Genomic DNA, 206 nt, shown 5'->3' on the forward strand with positions numbered 1-206 from the left:
TCGAACCCGACGTATAGACGACATACGCCACCTGCCCGGGCAGCACCACGGCCTCCGGAGCCGTCGAATCAGCCGCCGCCTCAGCCGCCGCCAGCTGCAACTCCACCAACGGATCATCCACCGCCACCACACGATGACGACCAGCCGGAAGATCCTCCACCACCTCCAGCGACGTCAACGTCAGCACAGCCCCGCTGTCCGCCAGC

The 206-nt window shown here is 67.0% G+C and carries 1 protein-coding gene; it reads right to left on the reverse strand.

Annotated elements, in window-relative coordinates; all coding sequences use genetic code 11:
* On the reverse strand, positions 1-187 hold a 187-nt coding region (locus tag H0H10_RS02270; RefSeq protein ID WP_188179084.1), incomplete at its 3' end, for a hypothetical protein.
* Between the last annotated feature and the right edge of the window lie 19 nt (positions 188-206).

Source organism: Streptomyces griseicoloratus, assembly GCF_014534645.1.
GTDB lineage: Bacteria > Actinomycetota > Actinomycetes > Streptomycetales > Streptomycetaceae > Streptomyces > Streptomyces griseicoloratus.